The sequence below is a fragment of the Streptomyces sp. ISL-66 genome (assembly GCF_018614135.1).
Classification (GTDB): Bacteria; Actinomycetota; Actinomycetes; order Streptomycetales; family Streptomycetaceae; genus Streptomyces.
This window is the reverse complement of the sequence record NZ_JAGGOW010000086.1, coordinates 1-21635: the sequence shown is the minus strand read 5'-3', so window position 1 is coordinate 21635 and position 21635 is coordinate 1. Positions and strand designations below refer to the sequence as shown.

General features: G+C 72.0%; 15 protein-coding genes and 1 pseudogene. 11 read left to right on the top strand and 5 right to left on the bottom strand.

Annotated features, from left to right (window positions below; translation table 11 throughout):
* The 4 genes and pseudogenes from J7E97_RS17395 to J7E97_RS17380 form a co-directional block, all read right to left on the bottom strand.
* Positions 1-685, bottom strand: a pseudogene (locus tag J7E97_RS17395) (ParB N-terminal domain-containing protein); the annotation flags it as partial.
* 167 nt (positions 686-852) lie between these two features.
* Positions 853-2082 (bottom strand): transposase, encoded by a 1230-nt coding sequence (locus J7E97_RS17390; protein ID WP_308346553.1) that lies wholly within the window; start codon positions 2080-2082, stop codon positions 853-855.
* A gap of 252 nt (positions 2083-2334) precedes the next feature.
* A complete protein-coding gene (gene pabB, locus J7E97_RS17385; protein ID WP_215028066.1) occupies positions 2335-4506 on the bottom strand; it encodes an aminodeoxychorismate synthase component I in 2172 nt (723 codons plus the stop codon).
* 67 nt (positions 4507-4573) lie between these two features.
* Positions 4574-5335 (bottom strand): methyltransferase domain-containing protein, encoded by a 762-nt coding sequence (locus J7E97_RS17380; RefSeq protein ID WP_215028064.1) that lies wholly within the window; start codon positions 5333-5335, stop codon positions 4574-4576.
* Between the two features lie 339 nt (positions 5336-5674).
* On the opposite strand from J7E97_RS17380, the gene J7E97_RS17375 reads away from it, so the two are divergent.
* From J7E97_RS17375 to J7E97_RS17325, 11 genes are all read left to right on the top strand, one after another.
* Positions 5675-7540 (top strand): GAF domain-containing protein, encoded by a 1866-nt coding sequence (locus tag J7E97_RS17375; RefSeq protein ID WP_215028062.1) that lies wholly within the window; start codon positions 5675-5677, stop codon positions 7538-7540.
* A gap of 276 nt (positions 7541-7816) precedes the next feature.
* Positions 7817-8932 (top strand): transaldolase, encoded by a 1116-nt coding sequence (tal, locus tag J7E97_RS17370; RefSeq protein WP_215028060.1) that lies wholly within the window; start codon positions 7817-7819, stop codon positions 8930-8932.
* A 430-nt stretch (positions 8933-9362) separates the two neighbouring features.
* Positions 9363-10550, top strand: a complete 1188-nt coding sequence (locus J7E97_RS17365; protein WP_215028058.1) for an ATP-binding protein — start codon at positions 9363-9365, stop codon at positions 10548-10550.
* Positions 10547-11386 carry a roadblock/LC7 domain-containing protein gene (locus tag J7E97_RS17360; protein WP_251054715.1) on the top strand — a complete coding sequence of 280 codons (840 nt, stop codon included), beginning with the start codon at positions 10547-10549 and terminating at the stop codon, positions 11384-11386. Before J7E97_RS17365 ends, J7E97_RS17360 begins: the two co-directional genes overlap by 4 nt.
* Entirely contained in the window at positions 11379-11774 is a 396-nt protein-coding gene (locus J7E97_RS17355) for a DUF742 domain-containing protein (protein ID WP_215028056.1), read from the top strand. The genes J7E97_RS17360 and J7E97_RS17355 overlap by 8 nt, the downstream gene beginning before the upstream one ends.
* A gap of 5 nt (positions 11775-11779) precedes the next feature.
* Complete coding sequence (locus tag J7E97_RS17350; protein WP_215028055.1) at positions 11780-12340, top strand: ATP/GTP-binding protein; 561 nt, start codon at positions 11780-11782, stop codon at positions 12338-12340.
* 10 nt (positions 12341-12350) lie between these two features.
* Positions 12351-13730: a cytochrome P450 gene (locus tag J7E97_RS17345; protein WP_215028054.1), complete on the top strand. Its 1380-nt coding sequence runs from the start codon at positions 12351-12353 to the stop codon at positions 13728-13730.
* A gap of 104 nt (positions 13731-13834) precedes the next feature.
* Positions 13835-15082: a cytochrome P450 gene (locus J7E97_RS17340; RefSeq protein WP_215028053.1), complete on the top strand. Its 1248-nt coding sequence runs from the start codon at positions 13835-13837 to the stop codon at positions 15080-15082.
* The gene (locus J7E97_RS17335; RefSeq protein ID WP_215028052.1) at positions 15079-15864 is read left to right on the top strand and encodes an enoyl-CoA hydratase/isomerase family protein; all 786 of its coding nucleotides are present in this window, start codon (positions 15079-15081) and stop codon (positions 15862-15864) included. The genes J7E97_RS17340 and J7E97_RS17335 overlap by 4 nt, the downstream gene beginning before the upstream one ends.
* A gap of 124 nt (positions 15865-15988) precedes the next feature.
* Positions 15989-17251, top strand: a complete 1263-nt coding sequence (locus tag J7E97_RS17330; RefSeq protein WP_215028051.1) for a VWA domain-containing protein — start codon at positions 15989-15991, stop codon at positions 17249-17251.
* Positions 17252-17265: 14 nt separating this feature from the next.
* On the top strand, positions 17266-18042 hold the full coding sequence (locus J7E97_RS17325; RefSeq protein ID WP_251054714.1) for a hypothetical protein: 777 nt from the start codon (positions 17266-17268) through the stop codon (positions 18040-18042).
* Between the two features lie 91 nt (positions 18043-18133).
* Here the strand turns inward: J7E97_RS17325 and J7E97_RS17320 are convergent.
* Positions 18134-21635 (bottom strand): pentapeptide repeat-containing protein (locus J7E97_RS17320; protein WP_215028047.1); only part of this gene is annotated, 3502 nt, incomplete at its 5' end.

Sequence of the window (21635 nt, the reverse complement as noted above, 5' to 3'; positions counted from 1 at the left end):
CCCGTGGTCCGGCCGGAGTCCCGGCGGCCGGCACGGTCACCGACGCCTCCCGGTGCGGGCCGTCGGCGCCGCGCCCGCGCTCGGGGACGGGGGCCTCGCCGCGCCGCAGCCGGTCGCGTACGTCTCGTACCGTCGCGGTGGAAAGCCCCGACCGGCGGGCGAGTTCGCGCAGCGAGGCGGCGGGGTCGGCGGCGATCAGGTGTGCCGCGCGCAGTCGGCCGTCGAGGCTGCTGAGCGGACGCGCGGTGCCGTCGCGGCCGACCCGGGTGTGTGGCTGAGGAATCTCCGCACTCACACCCGCGCGCAGCTTGCCCACCGTCTTTCCGCTCAGGCCGGTGCGCTCCGCGATGGCGCGGTCCGACCAGTGCGGGTGGGTGCGCAGGATGCGTTCGGCCGCGGTACGGCGCTCGGCCCGCGACAGCGGCAGGCCGTGCCGGACGTTCAACTGCACGGACAGTACGTACGCGTCCGCCTCGCTGCCGTCGAAGAAGCGCACCGCGACGGTGTCGTAGCCCCGCAGCCGGGCGGCGGACAGCCGGTGCATGCCGTCGATGACGCGCATCGTCGGCCGGTGCACCAGGAGGGCTTCGAACTCCCGTCCCGATCCGACCAGGGCGAGGACGTGGCTCTCGTCGCAGGCCCCGCCACGGGGCGAGTCGGACGGCCCCAGCCGGTCGATCGGCACTCTTTCGACGCTCGTGGAATCAGGCTGGACGTCACCACCCGGTCTACCGGTGGATGTCACGGTCGCACTCCCCCCTCGGGACCTCGTAAGTCATCTCGACCCAGCGCCCTGTGGCTTGAATCGTGCGGGACGCGCGGGGCGTCGCCAACGCCGCGGCGGCGACTACGTCAGGTGGCCCGGAGTCCGTCAAGTCCCCGCGGTTCCCAGGCCGTCGGAGCGGCGGCGCCCGTCCCCGCCAAGGCCGCCACGGCGTGTGCGGCGGAGGCCAGGGTGATGTGACGGTGCCAGCCGCGGAAGGAACGCCCCTCGAAGTCCTTGAGGCCGACGTCCTCGCCCGCTCCCGCTCCCGCGAAGTCCTGGCAGGCCCTTCCGCCGAGCCTGGTGAGCCTCAGCAGCACCTCGGCGGGGGCCGAGGTGGCGTTGGTGACCCACAGGGCCGTGGGGGGACCCTGCGCGCCCCGCCACTCCCCGACCAGCGTGAGGCCGCCGACGGCGTCGCTCGCGCCGGCCCTGCGGTGGGTCGGCAGTTCGCCGGCGCACGCCACGCGGACCGCGGCGGCCAGCGTGTCGCCGTCCTGCCCGGCGGCCCTGACGGGGCGGCGCAGCCCTCGTACGCCCGCGAGGATCCGCTGGGCCTCCATGACCCCTCCGTCGTACCCGGGCAGCGCGGGGTCCCCCATCATGAGCTGGGCGGTGCCCCGGATCCGTGCGATCACCGGGACCCCGGCGGCGGTGAACCGCCCCATGGTGGCGGCGATCCGATTGATGTGGGTGTTGAGGACCACCGGACGGGCGGGCACCCGCCAGGACCCCAGCATCTCCAGGACGGCGGTCGCGGCACACTGCTCCAGGCTCTCCCGCCCCATCTCCTCGGGGATCTCGGCCTGGCGTCGCCGCTCCTCGTCGCCGAGCCAGAGATCGGGCAGGAACAGCCGCCAGTTGACCGGGGTGCTGAACGTCTCGGTGGCGTGCCAAACGCCGAATGCCCGCTGGCCCCGGAAGACTCCGTTGCACGGGTCGACGCCGTAGTCCACTCCCACCGACTGGTCGCCCGCCTTGGAGATGGACAGCGGATGCACCACCCAGGCCTTCGGTGCGGTGAGCTCCGTGAGGTATCCGGCGAGCGCCTCGCGCACCGGCCGCCAGTCCCAGGTCGAGCTGCTGATGAAGTGGTGCAGGCTCTGTTCGGTGGCCGAACCGCCCACCTGCGCCGCGATGTTGCGGATGGACTTGCGGCCCTGTGTCCGCAGCAGCCCGCGAAGGTACTGCTCGCCCTTGCGGCGCTGGTCCCGGCGCGCGAACGAGGCGAACAGCACGTCGCCCAGCCCGCAGGCCACCGACTCGCGCAGGTCCGGCAGGCCCCCGGGCCGGTACGCGGACCAGGACGGTGCGCGCACCGCACTTCCTTCGCTGACGGTCACAGTCACGGGTCTCCCCCTCTGATGCGGTCATCCCTCGTTCACCGTCGAGCATGCTCGAATCCGGTGCCCTCGGGCGAGGTGTGGCGGCTCCCTCACCAGTCCCCCGGGTGGTGTTCCCACCACCGTCCGACCACCCCGCAGTACCCTTTCCTCCCGCCACGGCAGGAGAACGATGGTGTCGGGACCACCGAGTACGCGGCGCGCGCGGTGCGCGGGTGCCCGCCCGTTTCAGCCGTGCACCGCGTCCGTGCTGCGCCGGCCCGGGAAGTCGGCGCCGGTGAGCATCAGCAGCGGAGCCGCCTTGACCGCGGTCTCCTCGAACTCGGCCTCCGCGTCCGACAGCGCCACGACGGCCCCGCCCACGCCGTAGCGGACGCGCCCGGGCGTGACCACCGCCGTACGGATCGCCACGCTCAGATCGACGGCGCCGGACAGCGAGAAGTACCCGATGGCCCCCGAGTAGACGCCGCGCGGTCCGGCCTCCAGCCGGTCGATGATCTGCATGGTGCGGATCTTCGGCGCGCCCGTCATGGAACCGGCGGGGAACGCGGCCCGCACCAGGTCCACGGCGCTGCGGTCGGTGCGCAGTCTGGCCCGGACGGTACTGACCAGTTGGTGGACGGTGGCGTACGTCTCCACGTCGAAGAGCCCGCTGACCTCGACGGAGCCGGTCTCGGCGTGCCGGCCGAGATCGTTGCGCACCAGGTCGACGATCATCAGGTTCTCCGCACGGTCCTTCTCGCTCGTGCGCAGTTCTTCGATGATCTCGGCGTCCTCCCGCACGGTCGCCCCGCGCGGGCGGGTGCCCTTGATCGGCATGGACTCGGCGACTCCCTCCGCGCTCAGCCGCAGGAACCGCTCGGGGGACGTGCTCAGCACGGAGAGCGCACCGAAGCGCAGCAGCGCGGCGTAAGGTGCGGGGCTGAAACGGCGCAGCGCGCGGTAGCCCTCCCACGGGTCGACGGGGCCGTCCGCCACGGCCAGGTTCGTCAGGCAGATCTCGTAGGTCTCCCCGGCGGCGATCTCCTCCTGGCAGGCGTCGATCAGGCGCAGGTAGCTGTCGCGCTCGTGGCGCAGCCGGATCCCGGCGGGGGTCGGCGCCGGCAGGGTCGGTTCTCCGGCGAGTACGCCCGCGAGCGACTCCAGCTCCGCCGTGGTGGCGGTCAGCCAGGCGCGGGCGGCGTCTTCGTCGTCGTCTTCCGCCAGGGCCAGCAGGTACGTGAGGCCGGTGAGGTGGTCCAGGACCACGGCGCGGTCGGCGAACACCATGGCGGCGTCGGGGTCCTCCGCCTGGTGCACCGGTTCGCCGCCGCACTCCGCCTTCAGTTCGTACCCGAGGTAGCCGACCCAGCCCAGGGTGAAGTCGAAGGGCAGCGGGGGGAGTTCGGTGCGCATGTCGCGCAGGTCGCGGTCGAGCCAGTCGAGGAAGCCGCCCGAGACGATCTCCAGTCCCCCGGCCGATTCGACCGTGACCGTACGGCTCCACACGTCGGCCTTGGCCACGCGCGCGAGCGGCCCGTCGGCCGCGCCCATCACGGAGAACCGGCCGGCCTGCGCGTCGGACCGGCTACTGTCCAGCCAGAAGGCGTTCTCGGCGGTGCCGAAGAGCCGTTGGTGGACGACCTCGTCGTCCCAGCGGGTCGGCAACCGCTCGGCCAGCACGCGCAGCCGACGCGGTTTTGGCGCGGCGGGGGCGACGGGGCCTTCGGGTCCGTCCGCGAGTCCCGGCCCGGCGGGGGCTCCGGGGGCGGCTTCGCCGCGCCGCCGGGCGGCTCCGGCGCTCTGGCGCGGCGCGGGGCGCCGCCCTGCTCCGCGCACGGCCTGCCACTCATCGGTCAACTCGCGGAAATTCACCAGCAGTTCGTGCCCGTACTGGGTGAGTATCGACTCGGGATGGAACTGCACTCCCCACTGCGGGCGGCTCCGGTGCCGGTGCCCCATCAGGATGCCGTCCTCGGTCCACGCCACCGCCTCCATGTCGTGCGGCAGGTCCGTCACGACGAGCGAGTGGTAGCGCACCACGTCGAAGGACTCGGGCAGCCCGCGGAACAGGCCGGTGCCCGTGTGCCGCACCGTCGAGGTGCGGCCGTGTCTGGGCTCGGCAGCCCGGGAGACGGTGCCGCCGTGGGCCAGCGCCAGCCCCTGGTGACCGAGGCAGATGCCGAGGGTCGGGAGGTCTGCGCGCTCGGTGATCTCCCGGCAGATGCCGAAGTCGGCCGGGCGGCCGGGGTGTCCGGGGCCGGGCGACAGGACGACGTTGTCGAACTCGGCGAGCATCGCCGGGTCCCACCGGGGATCGTCGTTCCGCATCACCACGGGCTCGGTTCCGTTGACCCGGGCCAGGTAGTGGTGCAGGTTGAAGGTGAAGGAGTCGTAGTTGTCTATCAGCAGAGTCCGCACGGCTGTTCTCTCTCCCCATCGGGATGGCGATCGGCTCGGTGGGCCTCGATGGTGAGGCGCGTCAGGCTCAGGGGGCCGCGGCGGCGAGGGGCGGCCGGCTCGGTGCGCCGCGGCGCCCCGTCGCGGCGGCGGTGATCTCCAGCAGCGCGTACTCGACGCTCTCCGCGCCCTCCCGCACCGTCCGGCTGCGCAGCTCCCGCAGCCTGTGGCCGCACTCCGCGGCCATCGCTTCCAGCGTCGCGAGGTCGCCGCGCTCACTGAAGTGCAGCAGGGCCCGTCCACCGGGCGTCACGTAGGACAGGCACTCGGCGAGGTACCGCCGGTGAGCCCCGTAGCCGGGGTCGACGTAGGCGCGCTCGTGCACCGAGGCGTAGCGGTATTCCGGCGGGGCCAGGACGAAGTTCGAATGCCAGTAGACGGTGTCGTGGCGGTCGCCCGGCGCGACCGCCTGGAACAGGTCGCTGTGCACGGCGCGCACCCGGTCCGCCACGCCGTGGCGTACCGCGTTCAAGGCGGTGTTCCGTACCGCCTGCTCGCTGATGTCGAGGGCGGTGACCCGGTCACAGCCCGCCAGCGCGGCGGACACGGCGATCACGCCGGTGCCGGAGCCCACCTCCAGGAACGAGCCCCGCCACGGCGCCGGGGCCGGTCCGGCCAGGCCGAGCAGTTCCATGGCCACGCTGGTCGAAGCGGAGAAGGGCGGGGCGAACACGCCGTCCAGGAGGTGCCATTCGACGCCCGCCAGGGCGAAGGTCCGCGGCCTCTCCTCATGGTGCAAGGAGGCCCTGCTCCGCTCCAGAGAGCGCTCGTAGTTCTTGGTCGCCGACATCCCGCCCCTTGTCCCCCGTGCACGCCGCACGTGCAACGCCGCGCTGGAGGAAGCCCGTTGCCGCCCCCGCCAATGATCGTCGCCGAGTCCGCGGACCGGCAGAAGGTGGCGCCGCAACACCGAGTCGCCGTCAGGTGATGTTGCAGCCACACGTCGCACTGTGAACTCCGGGTACGCCGCTTGACCTGCCCCTGAGGTGCACATAGGTTCAAACCGCCCGGTTGGTCGGAGGTCTTGGGGGGAGGAGCGAGAGTGAAGGGCGAGGAGCCCATCAGTGTCCCGGCGCTTGCCGTTCTGGAACTGTTGGCACAGGATTCCCCCCCGTCCCGGTTCCACGAAATGCTCCAGAGCGCTCAGCAGCAGCCCCTCTCGCCGGACCAGATGTCCGAGCTCCAGCGGGCTACGCACCTGGCGCTGGACGTCCAGGCCTCGGTGAGCCAGCGCCGCCGCCGGGAGACCTTCATGACCGGACTCGTGAGCACCGCCCACGACATGACGGTCCCCTCCAGTCCCGGCACCCTTCTGAAGGTCGTCACCAGCCGGGCCCGCAGGCTGCTGGGCTTCGACATGGCCTACGTCAGCCTGCTCGACGCCGACGACAACTCCTACGTCCACAGCTCGGACGGCGACACGACGGCGCTCAACGTGGGCCTCGTGGTGCGCAAGCAGCGTGGCCTGAGCGACCTGGTCCACACGTCGGGCGCACCGTTCTGGAGCACGGACTACCTCAACGACGACCGCATCCCGCACTGGCCCGAGGTCGACGACGTCGTTCGCGCGGAAGGACTCTCCGCGATCATGGCGGTGCCCATCCTCCGCGAGGGCAAGATCATCGGCGTGCTCTACGGGGCGAACCGGGTGGTGCGGCACTTCACACCGGACGAGATCAGCGTGATGCGCTCGCTCGCGGACTTCGCCTCGGTCGCCTTGGAGAAGGCCGAGCTCCTCGACCGCACCCGGGCGCAGATCGCCGCGCTGGAATCCCTCAGCGCGCAGTCCCGCGTCACCGTGGCGCGCCTGACCGACCTGGGGGACGCCCAGTCCAGGCTCACCTCGATGGTCCTCGACGGAAGCGATCTCCAGCAGCTCACGAGTGCGGCGGCCCGGACACTGGACGCCGGGCTGGTGGTGAGCGACGCCTACGGGCAGATCCTCGCCTCGGCGGGCGACGCGGACGGGCTGAGCGAGGCGGTGACGGACCGGGCCGTGCTGGAAGCGCACGCCGCGGGTGGCCCCATCCTCCTCTCCCCCGGCCGCTGGGCGTCGCCGGTCAGCGCCGGAGCGGAGAACCTGGGCATCGTCGTACTGCGCTCGGCCACCGAGCTCGACGCCGAAGCCCAGCGGTTCCTCCGCTTCGCCGGGCAGGCGGTGGCCATGCTGCTGGTGATCCAGCGCAGCACGGCGGTCGCGGCCGGGCCGGTCCGCGACGAGTTCTTCGACGAACTCCTCGCCGTGCCGCTGCGGGTGCCACATCGGCTTGCCACGCACGCCCAGCGGCTCCAGGTGAACCTGGAGGAGCCGTACGTCATCGTGGTGGTCCGGCCCGAGGGCGGTGAGCACGGCAAGGCCGTCGTGTGGGCGTCGTCGTACAGCCACCGGTGCCGGGGGCTCAAAACGGTGCGGGACGGTCGGATCGTGCTGCTGCTGCCGGGCTCCGACGCCTCGGCCGCTGCGCGCGCCGTGTCCGACGAGCTGTCGTCCTCCCTGGCGCAGCGCCCCACAGTCGGCGCCGCCGGACCCGCCACCGGGCTCTCCGCGGTGTCCAGGCTGCACCTCGAGGCGCAGCGCTCTCTCGACGCCCTGACCGTCCTGGGCGAAGCGGGCACCGCCGCGTCCATGGCCGACCTCGGCTTCCTCGGACTGCTGCTCTCCGACGACCGGGACGTGGACGGATTCGTCGCCTCGGCCATCGGCCCCCTGCTGGAGGACGGATCCGAGCGCGGGGCCGACCTCATCGGCACCGTGGAGGCGTACTTCGCCGCAGGTCAGAGCCCCACCCACGCGGCCGAGGCCCTGTACATCCATGCCAACACGGTGGCCCGTCGGCTCGACCGGGTCACGGGCCTGCTCGGTTCCGGCTGGCAGAAGGGCGAGCGCGCGGTGGAGGTGCAGCTCGCGCTGCGTCTCCTGCGGGCGCGGGAAGTCCTGCGGCAGCAGCGGGAGACGACCCTCGGCACACGGACCCGGGCCGCGTCTTCGGAGTGACGGAGCCCCGGCCGCGGGCGCGCCGTAGGGTTCCGGGTCGACAACCGGTCGAAGTGACGTGATATCACCGAATACTTGACGAAGTCCTGACCGCTCTCTTCTGGTCTTCCACACCTTGGGCAAAGGTCAGGATGAACGCGTACGGGGCACTTCGAACCCCTCACGTCCCGTCCAAAGGAGCACTGAGCGAACGGTGACCGCGCCGCAGCAACCTACCGAGCCGCCCGTCGCGCGGACCTCCTCCTTCCGCGTCCCCGCCCCCCGCGGGGGAACTCGATGACGGCGGTACGGCTGGCGCAGCTGAACGAGGGCGGCGTCTCCTTCTGGCTCGACGGAATCAGCCGTTTCCTGCTGGGCAGCGACGCCCTCGCCGCTCTGGTTCGCGACTGGCGGGTGTCGGGCGCCACGACGGACCTGGAGTTGCTCCACCACGCGGTGGCCACGGGCTCCTTCTACACGCAGCAGCTGCGCGACCTGGCCGATCACGAGTCCGACGCGGGCCGGGCCCTGTCGGAGCTGGTGGTGCGTGACATCCAGGGTGCCTGCGACGTGCTGCTGCCGACCCATCTGGTGCGCCACCGCACCGCCGGGCTGGTGTCGGTCGACATGGACCCTCGGCTCGCCCATGGCCGCGAGGAGACCCTGGACTCGGCCCGCAGGCTGTGGCGCGAGGTCGACCGGCCCAATGTGCTGGTGAAGATCCCGGCCACCGACACGGGCCTGTGGGCGATCACCGCGTGTCTGGCCGAGGGCATCGGCGTGCACGCGACCTCGATCTTCTCGGCCGAGCGCTACCAGCAGGTCACCGACGCGCATCTCGCCGGCCTGACGCTGGCCTCGGAAGCGGGCCACCCGCTGTCCCGCATCCACTCCGTGGCGTCGTTCCACGTCAGCCCGGTCGACGGCGCGGTGGACCCGCTGCTCGACGCCCTCGGTACGGAGCGCGCCCTGGCCCTGCGCGGCCGCACGGCCCTGGCCATCGCCCGCGTCGTCCTCGCGCGGCACCGGGAGACGTACGCGGGCGAGAGCTGGCAGCCGCACACGGAGCAAGGGGCCAGGCGTCAGCAACTCGTGTGGGCCGCGACGGCGGTGAGCGACTCCGGCTACCGGGACACGCACTACGCGGACGGCCTGTTCGCCCCGGACACGGTCAGCGCCGTTTCGGAACAGCTGCTCTGGGCGATCGCCGACCACGGCCGCGTACAGCAGGACGAGCAGACCGGGCCGGCATGCGGCCAACAGCTCGACGCCCTCGCGGAGTTGGGCATCCTGCTGCCCGACATTCTGAGCGGGCTCGAAGAGGATCTCCACGAACGGTCGATCGCGTCGTGGCAGCGCCTCCTGGACGTAGTCGCCACCTCTCTGAAGCAGCCCCGTCCCGTACGGCCCTGACGACGCCGGCACGTGCCCGGGGCGGCGATCCGGCCCGCGGGCCTGCCGATGACGCCCCATCAGCGACCAGTTGACGGTGCCTCAGGTCGATGCGAGAGATGGTCCACTCCCCGCATGAACTCCTGGTGAACGGATCGATGCCGAGAGGAGTGGCGGACGGCGGGTGCAGGGCCGAAAGGCGACGTCAACCCGCTTTTGAGACAGCCTGGTTGGGCGCGCGCGGCGCCATACCGGGCGTCCGGGACGGCGCAGATCCGGTGATAGCATCCCGACATCTGTGATCTTGCTTCCATTTGACGCAGGTGCCGATGCGCGATCGGCGGCACGCTCTCCGCGAAACCGCAGGTGACCCGTGCCGATCAGCTGTGTTGTGGTTCCTCGCGAGGTGTATCTGCAGCCGTCCGCATGCCATGCGCCGGGAAAGGTTTCCATGAATCGAGACGCACTTGTGTGGTGCTTGGTTGCGGTGGCGGCGATAGCCGTTGCCGCGGTCGTGGCACTCGTCGCCCGCAACAGAGCACTGGGGGCGAAGAAGCAGCACACCGAGGCCGAACTGAGGCACCAGCTGCTCACCGCGGACAGCTACTTGCACTCGTCGCGCGCCGAGTTGCAGAGGTTCCGCAGCGAGCAGGACGCCACGCTCCGCGAAGCCAAGGAAGCGGCGGAGGAGAACACCAAGGCCGTCCTCAAGGGTGCCGCCAGCTTCCTGCAGAGCCTCGCGGCCGAGCAGACGACGCTTCTGGACGGCATCCAGCGCAAGTACGGCGGACACGCCGTCCTCAGCGACCTGTTGGACGTCAACCACGCCAACGCCCAGATGGCGCGCAAGGCCCAGGGCATCGCGGTCATGTGCGGTGCGCCGCTCGGCCGCCGCAACAAGCCCGCCAGCGTCTACGACGTGGTGCGCAGTGCCCAGGGCCAGATCCGCAACTTCCACCGCGTCGCCATCATGCAGCAGACCGGTCTCGCCCTGAAGGCGTCCGCGGTCGCGCCCGTCGCCCTGGCCGTGGCGGAGCTGCTTGACAATGCCGCCAGCTTCTCGCAGCACGACGCGCCGATCGAGGTGACGTTCCAGCGCGTCCAGAACAACCTGTGCATCATCATCGACGACGCCGGTGTCAGCATGAGCGACGAAGACCGGCAGCGGGCGACCGCACTGCTCTCCGGAGACGTCGCCCCCCGTCTGTCGCAGCTCGGGACCCAGCCGAAGTTCGGCTTCCCGGTCGTCGGCCTGATCGCGCGTCAGCACGGTTTCAGGGTGGACGTCACCGGAGTCTCCCGGTACGGCGGCGTCAGGGCCGTCGTCCTCTTGCCCGAGGAGCTGTGGACCATGGAGGAGATAGCGCCCGCCCCGGAGGCTCCGGTCAGCGACATCCGGCGCGCCACCGAGAGCCGGCCCCAGAGCCCGACGTCGCGCACGATGCACGGCCTGCCCAAGCGCGGCGCACGCCAGGCACCCATCGCGAGCGTCCCCGACCCCGGCACCACCTCGCCCGTGCCGCGGACACCGGGGGAGGCCGGCCGCGCTTCCGGGCGCAGTCTGGGGGCCTTCCAGCGCGGCACGCTCTCCGGCCGCGACCTTGACGCCACCTCGTTCGAAGGGCCCGAAGACGCATGACCGCAGACCTGTCGTGGATGCTCGAGGACATCGTGCACAACGTGCCCCGAGCACGGCACGCCGTCCTGCTGTCCGCGGACGGCCTTCCCCGCGGCGCGACGCAAGGCCTGGCCGAGAAGGATGTGCGCACCATCTCCGCCGCCATGGCCGGGATGCAGTCGCTCAGCCGGGCGACGGCCCACTTCGCCGGACCGGAGGAGGACCGGCAGTGGAACCAGACCATCATCGAGTTCTCGCACGGCTGGAGCTTCCTGATCGGGGCGGGGCAGGGCTCCTACCTCGCCGCCGCGGCCGCGCCCGATGTGGACATGCAGCAGATCTCCTTCCGCATGCACCGCCTCGTCGCCCGGCTGGGCAAGAACCTCACCTCGCCGCCGAGGGTGAGCGCCGAGGACGCCGGAGGTGCGCGGGGAAGCGCCCCCCGGCAGAGCTCCGGTGACGCGGGATTCGTCATCGGCGAGCTCGACCAGGTGATGTCCGAGGTCAAGGGTGCCCGCCACGCGGTGCTGCTGGGATCGGACGGCCTTCCCCGCGGGGCGACCAACGGGATGAGCCGCGACCTCGCGGACACGATCTCCGCGGCCATGACGGGCATCCACGCCTACAGCCGGGTCACCTCCCAGTTCGCCGGGGTCCACGAGGATCCGCAATGGCGTCAGACGGTCATCGAGTTCCAGCACGGCTGGATCTTCCTGCTGGCGGCCGGCCCCGATGCCTTCCTGGCCGCTGCCGCCGAACACGCCTGTGACATTGAGGAGTTCACCACGCGCCTGCACGAGGTGGTTCCCCGGCTGGCCGCGGCGACGACACCGGGGAAGGGGACAGGCCATGCCTGACGGGCCCGAACACGATGAAGGGCTGGAGCTGACGTCTCCGTTAGTCCCGCTCTTCGTGATCACGAACGGACGAGCGCTGCCCCCGGACCACGAGTACGAGCACACGACGCTCGTGACGGCCGCGGCGGCGGAAAACGGTCAGGTCGCGGCGCGCACGCTGTCCCCGGAAGCGTGGCAGGTCATGGACCTGGTCGCGAACGGCTTCCTGTCCGTGGCCGAGGTGGCGGGGCACACGCACCTGCCCCTGGGCATCGTCCGCATCCTGCTGGCGCAGCTCGAGGAGGAACGTCTCATCCTGGCGAGGAGCCCGATTCCGCACGCCGAACGTGTCGACAGGGAACTGGTCAGCGCCGTGCTCGAGGGCCTCAAGAATCGATTCGGAGCGTAAAACGCGTGTACCTGGATCCAGATGTCTCCCACGCGGTGAAGATCCTCATAGTGGGTCACTTCGGGGTCGGCAAGACCACCTGCATCGGCAGTCTCTCCGAGATCGAGCCCCTACGGACCGAGGAAGAGATCACCGAGGCCAGCGTGGGCTTCGATGACCTGTCGGGCACACCCGACAAGAAGACCACCACCGTCGCCATGGACTTCGGCCGGCTCACCCTGAGCGACACCCTGGTGCTCTACCTCTTCGGAACGCCCGGCCAGGAGCGCTTCAAGGAGATGTGGGAGGAGCTCTCCCGGGGCGCCCTGGGCGCGCTGGTCCTGGTCGACCCGGAGCGAGTGCACGAGTCGTTCCCCGTCCTGGACCTCGTCGAACGTTTCGGCCTGACGTACGCCATCGCCGTGAACCACTTCGAGGGCACCACGCACTACCCGCTCGACGAGGTGCGCGAAGCCCTGAACCTCACCGCCGACACCCCTGTCGTGGAGTGCGACGTACGGGACGAGAACTCCTCGGCGCAGGCCCTCATCACCCTCGTGAACCACCTCATGTCCCGACTCGGCTAGGAGCGCAGGAATGCAACAGCCACGTGACCCGCAGGAGATACCCCCCGGCTGCCCCGCGCACGGGAACGTCCAGATGTACGGCCCCGCCTTCGGCGCCGACCCCGACAGCCACTACGCACAGCTGCGTCACTTCGGTCCCAGTGCCCCCGTGGACATCGCGCCCGACGTCCAGGCCGAGCTCGTCACCAGCTACGACGCCGCTCTGTACGTCCTGCAGAACCCCGCCTCCTTCGTGCGCGACTCCCGCCGCTGGAACGCCCTGAACGAAGGGCGCGTCCCGGCCGGCAGCCCGGCACTGCCCATGATGGGTTACCGCCCCAACGCGCTCTTCAGCGACGGCGCGGCACATGCCCGGCTGCGCCGGGCCGTCACCGACAGTCTCGCCACGGTCAACGAGCACCAGCTCATCAGGCAGACGCAGCAGTCCGCCAACTACCTGATCAGCCAGTTCAGTACCGACATCCGCGGCCAGGCGGAGCTGATGGCGGAGTACGCCCAGCCGCTGCCCCTGCTGGTCTTCAGCGACCTGTTCGGCTGCCCGCCCGAGATCGGCGACCGCGTGATCGCCGGCATCAGTGGCATCTTCGAGGGAACACCGGGGGCCGACGAGGTGCTCGGAGGGGCGCTCACCGAGCTGATCGCCCTCAAGCGGCGGCGCCCCACGGCGGATCTCACGACGCGTCTGATGGAGCACCCGGCCCAGTTGACCGACGAGGAGGTGCTGCACCAGCTGGTCACCCTGCTCTCCGGCGGCACCGCGCCGCTGGCCGCGGCCATCGGCACCAGTAGCGCCCTGTACCTCGGAGAGGACTGGCAGGCCGGCCTCCCCGTCGAGGACGCGGTCTCCCAGACCCTCTGGAACTACGCGCCGATCGCCAACTACGCCGCCCACTACCCGACGCACGACGTCGAGCTCGGCGGCAGGGTGGTCCGGGCCAACGACCCGGTCCTCATCTCGTTCGCCGCGGCCAACACCGATCCGAAGCTGACCGAGCACCGCGAACAGCTGAGCGCCAAGGCACACTTGGCGTTCGGAGCGGGCCCGCACGCCTGCCCCGCCAAGGACCCGGCCTTCATGATCGCCGTGACTGCCGTCGAGGCATTGCTCAACCAGCTCCTCGACGTCGAGCTGCGTGTCCCGTTCAAGGCGCTCACCTGGGCGCCGAGCCCGTGGAGCCGCTCGCTGGTCACCCTCCCGATCCGCTTCACCCCCAGGAGCGTTCCCCAGGCGGCCGGGCCGGCCGGATCGAACGCGGGCCAGCCGCCCCAGCAGCAGACAGCCCCCTCCTCGCCTTCCAACGCCGGACCCTCGCGTACGCACGCCGGCGCCGCGCCGCAGTCCAAGGGCGGCCTGTTCAGCCGTTTCCTGGCGTGGACCAGGGGCGAGTGAGGCACGTGTGATTCTCCTAACCTTCTGAGTACCCAGTGGTAGTGGATGCTTTAACGATCATGTGGGTATGCATGGCGGCTCGTTCTCAGAAAGGAGCCGCCATCATGGGGGTTGCCACAACTCCGTCGTACGACCGCCGGGCGTCCGCCTCCCTCTTCTCCCGTCTGCGGACGGCCGGAGGGCAGGCCGACCCCTTCCCGATATACGCCGAACTCCTGTCGCGGGGCGAGGTGGTGCCCGCCCCTTGGGGCGGCTACGCCGTGACGGGCTTCGCCGCCTGCGACCAGGTTCTGCGCAGCCGTCAATGGCTGGAGCCCGACAGACAATGGCGGGAGCGCCAGGGGCCCGGGACGCGCTGGAACGCGCCTTCCTCGCGGGAGATGAGCAACACGCTCGCCGCGCTCAACCCCCCGGACCACACCAAGGTGAGACGGGCGGCGGGCACGTTCGACCGAGCCACCGTGGAGCGCATCGGCCGCGATGTGGAGCGGACCGCGGATCGGCTCCTCGACGCCTTCACGGAGCGAATACGCACCGGCGAGGCGGATTTCTCGGAGCTCGTCTGCGAGGAGCTGCCGGTAGCCACCATAGGTGACTGGCTCGGGCTGCCGCAGGCCGACTGGCCCAGGCTCCGGGAGTTGACACACGATCAAGTGTTCACCCAGGAACTGCTGCCGTCGGCCAGCCAACTGGCCTTGTCCGACGCGGCGACGGCCGAACTCCGCACGTACTTCATGGACCTGGTGCGTGATCGGCGCTCCCGCCCCGGCGATGACCCCATCACCCGGTGGATCCAGACGTGGGACGCGATCGAGCCCGACCGGGACAAAGCCGACGAGGCGGTCTACTTCCTGGTGTTGTTCGTCCTGCTGGCCGCCTTGGAAACCACCGCGACCCTCCTCTCGACGATGACACTCCGGCTCGTCGAAAGCCCGGAACGCTGGGACGTGATCGCCGACAACCCCGGCCTCGTACCCGGGTTCGTGGAGGAAACGCTCCGCTACGATCCGCCCACCCACGTGATCAGCCGGATCGCATCGCAGGACTCCGTGCTGGGAGGCGTCGAGATCCGCCGCGACGAGATGGTCCACCTCATGGTCGGAGCGGCGCACCGAGACCCGGCCAGACACCGCGACGCGGACCGGTTCGACCCCGAACGCACGCCCGACCACCTCGCGTTCAGCGGCGGCATCCACTACTGTCTCGGCGCGCCGCTGGCCCGCCTCGAAGCCCAGACCCTTCTGCGGCAACTGATCCGCCGCCTTCCCCGCCTCACCCTCGTACGCCCCCCGTCGATGGCGCCCCGTGTGGCGTTCCGGCGACTGCTGAACCTGGACGTAGCCCTCGCATGACCGAATCGATCCCCACCCCCGCGCACGTGCGGACCGCTCCCAAGGCGATACGTACCGAGCAGGACGGCCCCGTACTGCATGTGCGCCTCAACCCCTGGGGCCAGGAGGACACGTTGGGCGCAGCGGTCCTCGACGACCTCACCACCCTGCTCGACGACCTCCACGAAAGACCCGACGTCCGGATCCTGACGCTGTCGTCACTGGGTACGGACTTCTGCCTGGGCGCCGACCGCAGCGAGTACCAGGAGGCACTGGCCGCCGATCCGTCCGGAGTGGGCCTGCGGCGCATCGCCGACAAGGCGCACCGCCTGTGCCAGGCCCTGGAGAACACCCACGCGGTCACCATCGCCCGGTTGCACGGGCGGGTCATCGGCGCGGGTCTCGCCCTCGCCTCCTTCTGCGATCTGCGCGTCGGCGCCGAAACCAGTCGCTTTCGCATGCCGGAGGTCGGCATAGGGCTGCCGCCGGCGTGGGGCGGGGCGATGGGACGCTTGGTCTCCGAGGCCGGCACCTCCAGGATTCGCGAGCTCATGCTCACCTGCGACGTCTTCGACGCCGACACGGCGCATCGCATCGGCCTGCTCCACCGGACCGCCCCGCTGGACCAGTTGGACAAGGTGATCGATTCCTGGACCAGGCCCCTCGTCCGACGCTCGCCCGAAGCCCTCGTCCTGACCAAACGGATGCTGGCCGGCTACGCACGGGCGGACAGGACGGCAGACGTCTCCCTGCTCGACTCCCACCTCCTGGCGGCCGCTCTCCAGCGGCACGCGAGGGGCTGATCCTCCAGGCCGATGCGGGCGTCCGGCCCGTCAGGGGCACCCCCATCCGTCACTCTGTGCTATCGCCGATGGACCGTGAGGCGGGCGGTTTGGCGGGTGGGGGGAATCTCAATACGATCCGGCGATGATCACTAGAAGATGGGTGGCGGCCGGCGCGTGCGGCTTGCTCGTCACCCTGGCTGCCGGGTTGTTCCCGGCAGGTGCCGCCGCCGGTGAACCGGTGGCGAAGGAAGCTCCCAAGGTCGAGTTGGTACTGGATGTCAGCGGCTCGATGCGCGCCCAGGACATCGACGGGCAATCCCGGATGTCCGCCGCGAAACAGGCGTTCAACGAGGTGCTGGACGCCGTGCCCGCCGACGTCATGCTCGGCATACGGACCCTCGGCGCCAACTACCCCGGCGACGACAAGAACCAGGGCTGCAAGGACACCAAACCGCTCTATCCGGTCGGGCCGTTGAACCGGACCGAGGCCAAGACCGCGGTGGCGACGCTCGCCCCCACCGGGTGGACTCCCATCGGGCCGGCCCTGCTCGGGGCCGCCGACGACCTCAAGGGCGGCGACGCCACCCGGCGGATCGTGCTCATCACCGACGGCGAGGACACCTGCGCCCCGCTCGACCCCTGCGAAGTGGCGCGGGACATCGCCGCCAAGGGGATCCACCTGGTCATCGACACCCTCGGGCTGGTGCCCGACGCGAAGACCCGCAACCAGCTGATCTGCATCGCCGAGGCCACCGGCGGTACGTACACCTCGGTGCAGCACACCGCCGAACTGTCCGGCAGGGTGAAGCAGTTGGTGGGCCGTGCGGCCACTCCGGTGGTCAATCCGGTGGTCACCGAAGGCGGCAAGCAGTGCCAGGGAGCACCGGAGTTGAAGCCGGGCCTCTACACCGACCGCGAGAGTTTCGGCGAGCACCGCTGGTACCGGGTGGCCGTCAAGCCCGGCCAGGAGCTGCGCGCCTCGGTGAGCATCGGGGCCGACCGGGCCGTCAACAACGACTACGGGGTCCTGCTGCGCGCCACGACCCAGAGCGGGCGGGAGATCGTACGCGGCCAGGAGGCCGGTGACGGTCGCACCGACCTGATCTCCTCGGGGCTGCGCTACCCCAAGGCGGACGACGGGGACGAGGAGCAGCCGGCGGAGACCGTGTGTCTCCAGGTCAGCAACTCCTTCTCGGCGCCCGCGTCGGTCAAGACGACCCCCGGCATGCCGATCGAGCTGACCGTCGACGTGGTGGACGGGCCGGACGGGGCGAGCGACGTGGCCGCCTTCGGTCTGGGGCGCGGCTGGTGGCTGCTCGGTCTGCTCGTGCTCACCGGCTTCCTCGCCGGTCTGGTGTGGGGCTGGATCTCGCGCTGGCGCATCGCGGTCTGGAGGACCAACTGATGGGTGTTGTGGCAATGAGACGTGGGCGTGAGCGCGGGTGGCGCCTGACGGGCGCCGGGCTGCTGGTGGGCGGTGCGCTGCTCGGGGTGGCGGCCTCGCCCTCGCCGAGCCCGAGCGGCGGCCCTGCGGCGCCGACCGAGGCCGGCACGGCCTTCCGTACCGCCACACCGGTCCGGCTGGGCCAGGAGGCCACCGCCGACGCTTCCACGGGTGACTACCTCTACTGGGTGCTCCCCCTGGACACCGGGCAGCGCGCCACGGTCGAGGCCTCGGTCACCCTGCCCGCCGCGGCCGGCCGGCACGCCTCCTCCACATGGCAGCTCGACGTCTACGACGGCCTGCGCCGCCGCCAGCCCTGCACGTACGGCAAGCAGACCGGTACGGCCGCCAAGGACGCCGCCACGGTCGATCTGTCCTGCACGCTGCGCCCGGTCCGCTCCGGCGGCGACCAGTGGGGCAACGACCCGCTGCCGGGGGCGTATTACGTCCGGCTCACGGTCACCGAGCTCGCGCCGGAGGACCTCGGTCAGCCGGTACGGGCACGGCTGCGGGCCGGGGCGAAGGAGGCCGGCGGCGCGTACGCGGTCGGCGACACCCTCGCCACGCCGCTCGTGCCCGGTTCCGGCACGGCGTCCGGCATCGAGCCGGCCGACGGCTGGTCCGGCGGCTGGTGGTCCGACCGCTGGCTGTGGACGGCGGCCGGCGGGGTGCTCGCCGCCATCGCGGGCATCGGCGGCCACCGCCTGACCCGGGGCGCGGGCCGCCCCCGACGGGTACCGCCCACCGCCTGACCCCGGCGCGCCCGGGTGCACGGTTCCCGGATGCCGGGTGCGGGACACCCGGGTACGCGGGGACGGCGCGTCCACCAGAGCCCCGTAGGGCTCACCCGGCGGCGTTCGCGGGCGGGGTCCTGAAGGTGACGGATCCCGTCTGCGAGGCCAGCAGCGCCCGCCACGCCTCGGGAAGGCGGGCGGGGTCGGCGAAGGACACGTCCGTGAACTCCGCGAACTCGGCGAAGTCGACGCGGTCGAAGGTCGCCCCGTCCGCGAAGACGGTGGCCGTGAACACGGCCGGCGAGTCGAAGGTGGCGTCGTCGAAGGAGGCGCGGTCCTCGAAGCGGGCCCCGTCGAAGAGCATGGCGTCCCCCCACACGGTGGACGCGAAGGAGGCGGGCCCGAGGAAGGCGGTGCGGCTCCACGTGCTGCGGCCGTGGAAGACGGTGCTCGCGAAGTTCGCCGTCCCCCGGACCCGCATCCGGCTCATGAGCGTCCGCTGCCACAGCTCGGCCCAGGCCATGTCGAGGTCACGGGCGAACAGGGTGTCCGTGAACCCCGCGGTGCCGCCGAAGTCGACCCTGCTGAAGCACACTCCGCGGTCGAAGGTGCTCCCGTCGAAGGCGCAGCCGTGCCGGAACACGGTCCGGCCGAAGGAGGCCGTGCCTTTGAAGCGGGAGGTCTGGAAACTCGCCGGCGTGTCGAAGACGGCCCGGTCGAAGGAGACGCGGCCTTCGAACTCCGCCCCCACCGTGGCCCATTCGTCGGTGAAGCGGGCGCGGTCGAACACCGCGGCCCCGGTCCGGACGTGCCCTGTCAGCGGGTCGCGCAGTTTGCCCAGCACGCGGGCCAGCAGCCGGTTCGCGAAGGTGGTGCCGCGCAGGTCCACATCGGATCCCGGGCTCAAATTCCTGATGTAGTCGCTCCGTTCGGAGGCGGTCACGTGCGCCAGGCAGCCGCGGCGGCCCGGCAGCCGGATCCCGATGCATCCGGCCGGGTCGGCCGCGGTGGCCCCGTCCCCGCACTGCGCCCAGTCGACGGCCGGCTCGTCGTTCCTCAACTCGGCGTCCACCAGCGCCCGCGCCACCTCGACGGGCCCGTCGAGGCAGATCCAGCCCGACGGCCCGGACGCCGACCCCGACGCCGGCTCGGACCCCGACCCCGGCTCGGACCTCGACCCTGGACCCGACCCCGACCCCGACCCCGACCCCGGACCCCGGCCCGACCCCTCCCCCGCCCCCTCGTCCCGCACGGCCTCCGGCTCCAGCTGCTCGACGGCAAGGTGTCCCAGGCCGCCGATTCCGCGCAGCGACTCGCCCTGCACCAGGACGATGGTCCCCGGCGCGTCCGACCGCCCGAGCCGCTCGGCGACCCCCCGGTGACGGACCAGCCGTCGGGCCTCGTCCACCGCCGGCCCGCGCACCGGGGGGTCCCCGGCGGCGAACTCCCCCCGGGCCAGGACCACGGCCAGGCTGGGGTCCCCTGCGCCGGAGCCGCCGCGCAACCGTGCGAGGACGCCGGGGAGTTCGGCGAGCAGCCGCCCGGCCTTCCCCAGCGCGCCCGGCGCCGGCACCGTGACGAGCAGGACCGTGCCGTCGTCCGTGGAGGTCACCCCCCCGGGCACGCCCGCGTCCCTCCTCGCCGCCGCGACCAGCCCGGCGAGTCCGGCCGGCGGCGACCAGCCGCTCGGCCCCGCCGCGACGTCGGCCCGCAGCGCCAGACAGATTCCGGAGTCCTCGGTCAGCGACCGCACGTGGGCCGTCATCACCTCGCGGAATCCGGGCTGTTCGATCAGCGCCTGCCCGGACAGGAACACGATCCGGTCCCGCCAGACGGTGTGCACGATGCCCGCCAGCCGTCCTTCGCGGGAGACCGGGGCGCCCACGTAGTGGGTCCAGGCCTCCGGCTCGGCGGAGAGCCGGACGAGCTCGCCGTTGCGCTCGCCCTCGTACGGGAGGACCTCGCCGGTCAGCGCGATCCGCTCGCCCTCGTCGGTCGAGCCGTCCACCCGCAACCGGACGCGCTTCCCGGTCGCTTCGGCCCACTGCGCCGGCAGCCAGGCGCCGGGATCCACCAGGTCCTCATCGGCCAGCAGCAGGAACACCGTGGGCGCGGCCTCGTCCCACCACACGGAACGGCAGGGCACCTCGCGGTATCCGGAGCGGACCCAGCCGATGGCACTGCGCCCGGCTCCGTCCCCGACCGTGAGGACCATCCGGGGCGACAGCAGCACTCCGACCGCCTGCGGTTCCGGCGTCGGCTCGAAGCGGACCCGCACCACGTGGTCGCCGAGTCCGGGGTCCGGGCGCGCGGCCGTCGCGAACGGCAGGGCCCCGTCGGCCACTTCGCGCCGGCCCTCCGTCCCGTCCGCGACCCGGATCGCCGTGAAGTCCCGGCCGGTGCCGCGGTGGCGGGACATGTACTCCCAGACCCGGTGGCGGACCAGCTCCCGTACGGCGGCCACGTCCCCGCGCAGCTGCGATCCGAGCAGGGCTTCCCGTACGCCCGGCAGGAACTGGAACTCCGCTTGGTCCGCGACCTGTTCGGTGCCCCAGGGCGCGAACAGCCCGCCGAGCGCCACCTCCGCGAGGTGGCTGTGCTCGGAGTCCCGCAGCAGGGAGCGGCGTACGAGGGTCATCACGGGCAGCGTGAGCGGTACGGCGGCCAGGTGGGCGGCGAGGCGCTGGGCGGTCGGTGAGGCGTTCGCGCGGAAGCGTTCCACGGCGTCGAGCGGGTCCGGGAAGGGGCCCTGCGGTCCGGGGGTCTCGTACGCCGCCCCGTACGCCGCCCCGTGCGCGGGCTCCGCGTCGAGCCGCAGGCAGGCCAGGCGCCGCCAGCGGCCGTCACCCGACACCACGCGCACCAGCCGGGCCAGGCTTCCCGAGGCGATGCCCACCACCGGGATCACGGCTCCGCCCCAGCGCGCCCGCCGGACCAGCGGGACCCGCTGCCAGGACCGGGTGGCGGCCGCGGGCCGGTCCGCGCGGACGGCGAAGGGGACCGGGCGGACGGCGCCGCGCGACCAGAGCCGCTCGGGCAGGACGTTGAGCACGGCCACGGCGTTGTGCGCCGACCAGCGCCGGAGCACGCCGCGCAGGGGCGCTTCGCGCCAGCCGCCGGCCACCGTGTCGGAGAGGACGAGGATGAGCCGGCGGCCCGCCGGGTCGGCCAGCTCCAGGGGGTTGCGGGGCGGGGCGCCCCGGCCGCGCGTGACCATGGGGGTGCCGCCGGGGCCGGTGCCCGTGAGCTGCCAGGTCCGCACGTCGCGGAAGACCCCGCTGCGGGCCAGGAGCCCGCGGACCTCCTCCACCAGGTCGGTCCAGAGCAGCATGGAGTGGTGCCCGTCGACGACCAGGGCCACGTCCAGCCAGCGGCTCTCGGCCGGACGCAGCACGGGGGTGAGCACCATCCGCTCGATGCTGCGCTCCACGGTGAGCTGTTCGTCCAGTTCCTCCCCCGGGCCGCCGATGTTGCGGCGGCCCACGGGGCGCAGGGAGCGCATCAGGGCGAGCGGGTCGTCGAGGGAGGCGGCGCGCGGCAGGCGCAGGGGCGTACCCCGGCGCCGCGGCGGCGCCGGGTCGGCGCCCGGGGCCTTGCCGTCCGGGTCCCCC

Excerpts from the sequence above, each read along its gene's own strand:
- J7E97_RS17355 (WP_215028056.1), top strand. The coding sequence starts at position 11,379 with ATGCCTGACGGGCCCGAACACGATGAAGGGCTGGAGCTGACGTCTCCG.
- J7E97_RS17380 (WP_215028064.1), bottom strand. The coding sequence starts at position 5,335 with ATGTCGGCGACCAAGAACTACGAGCGCTCTCTGGAGCGGAGCAGGGCC.
- J7E97_RS17340 (WP_215028053.1), top strand. The coding sequence starts at position 13,835 with ATGGGGGTTGCCACAACTCCGTCGTACGACCGCCGGGCGTCCGCCTCC.
- J7E97_RS17335 (WP_215028052.1), top strand. The coding sequence starts at position 15,079 with ATGACCGAATCGATCCCCACCCCCGCGCACGTGCGGACCGCTCCCAAG.
- tal (WP_215028060.1), top strand. The coding sequence starts at position 7,817 with ATGACGGCGGTACGGCTGGCGCAGCTGAACGAGGGCGGCGTCTCCTTC.
- J7E97_RS17360 (WP_251054715.1), top strand. The coding sequence starts at position 10,547 with ATGACCGCAGACCTGTCGTGGATGCTCGAGGACATCGTGCACAACGTG.
- J7E97_RS17345 (WP_215028054.1), top strand. The coding sequence starts at position 12,351 with ATGCAACAGCCACGTGACCCGCAGGAGATACCCCCCGGCTGCCCCGCG.
- J7E97_RS17330 (WP_215028051.1), top strand. The coding sequence starts at position 15,989 with ATGATCACTAGAAGATGGGTGGCGGCCGGCGCGTGCGGCTTGCTCGTC.
- J7E97_RS17365 (WP_215028058.1), top strand. The coding sequence starts at position 9,363 with ATGAATCGAGACGCACTTGTGTGGTGCTTGGTTGCGGTGGCGGCGATA.
- J7E97_RS17375 (WP_215028062.1), top strand. The coding sequence starts at position 5,675 with ATGCTCCAGAGCGCTCAGCAGCAGCCCCTCTCGCCGGACCAGATGTCC.
- J7E97_RS17325 (WP_251054714.1), top strand. The coding sequence starts at position 17,266 with ATGAGACGTGGGCGTGAGCGCGGGTGGCGCCTGACGGGCGCCGGGCTG.